Here is a 287-nt window from a genome sequence, read left to right as displayed (position 1 = left end):
GCTGGCCCTGATCGCCTGGCGCAAGCCCAACCTGCTGCTGTTGGACGAGCCCACCAACCATCTCGACCTCGACATGCGCGAGGCGCTGGCGGATGCCCTGGCCGAGTACCCAGGGGCCATTCTTCTGGTCAGCCATGACCGTCATCTGCTGGGCCTGGTCTGCGACAGCTGGTGGCGCGTCGCCGACGGCCTGGTCGCACCCTTCGAAGGCGACCTCGACGACTACGCCGCCTGGCTGCGCAAGGGCAGCTCCGCGATCAGCGCCAGCGTCGCCAAGAGCAGCGCCA

1 pseudogene is annotated in these 287 nt (G+C 68.6%); it reads left to right on the top strand.

The annotated features are described in order from the left end of the window. Positions 1-287 (top strand): annotated as a pseudogene (locus FLQ44_RS17050) (ABC transporter ATP-binding protein); the annotation flags it as partial.

The sequence above is a fragment of the Vogesella mureinivorans genome, assembly GCF_007644035.1.
GTDB classification, from domain to species: domain Bacteria; phylum Pseudomonadota; class Gammaproteobacteria; order Burkholderiales; family Chromobacteriaceae; genus Vogesella; species Vogesella mureinivorans.
The sequence above is the reverse complement of the archived record's forward strand: the minus strand, read 5'-3'. Positions and strand labels throughout refer to the sequence as shown.